Annotated in this window: 1 protein-coding gene; it reads left to right on the forward strand. The window is 61.8% G+C overall.

Going from position 1 to position 251, the window contains the following annotated elements:
- On the forward strand, positions 1–251 hold a 251-nt coding region (locus tag SAY88_RS26235), incomplete at both ends, for a VOC family protein (RefSeq protein WP_431308933.1).

Raw genomic sequence — 251 nt, forward strand, 5'->3', positions numbered from 1 at the left:
GGTGTAAGGACGTAGAGCGAGCCCTCGAGTTTTATACCGGCGTCCTGGGCCTCACCCCGATGAGGGTCGAAGAATGGCGCGCCGGCGAGTTGCCCTTCCCCTGCGCCAGGGTGAACAATGAGACAATTATCGACCTGTTCCCCTTTCCTGACCAGGAGCCGGTTGGCGAGGGCCCACGGAACCTGGATCACTACTGCCTGGTGATTGAGCCAACGGACTTGGTGGCGTTGACGGACCACCTGCGCCAGCAG

This window comes from Halalkalibacter flavus (assembly GCF_036663575.1).
In the GTDB taxonomy this organism is placed as follows: domain Bacteria; phylum Bacillota; class Bacilli; order Bacillales; family Bacillaceae_D; genus Halalkalibacter; species Halalkalibacter flavus.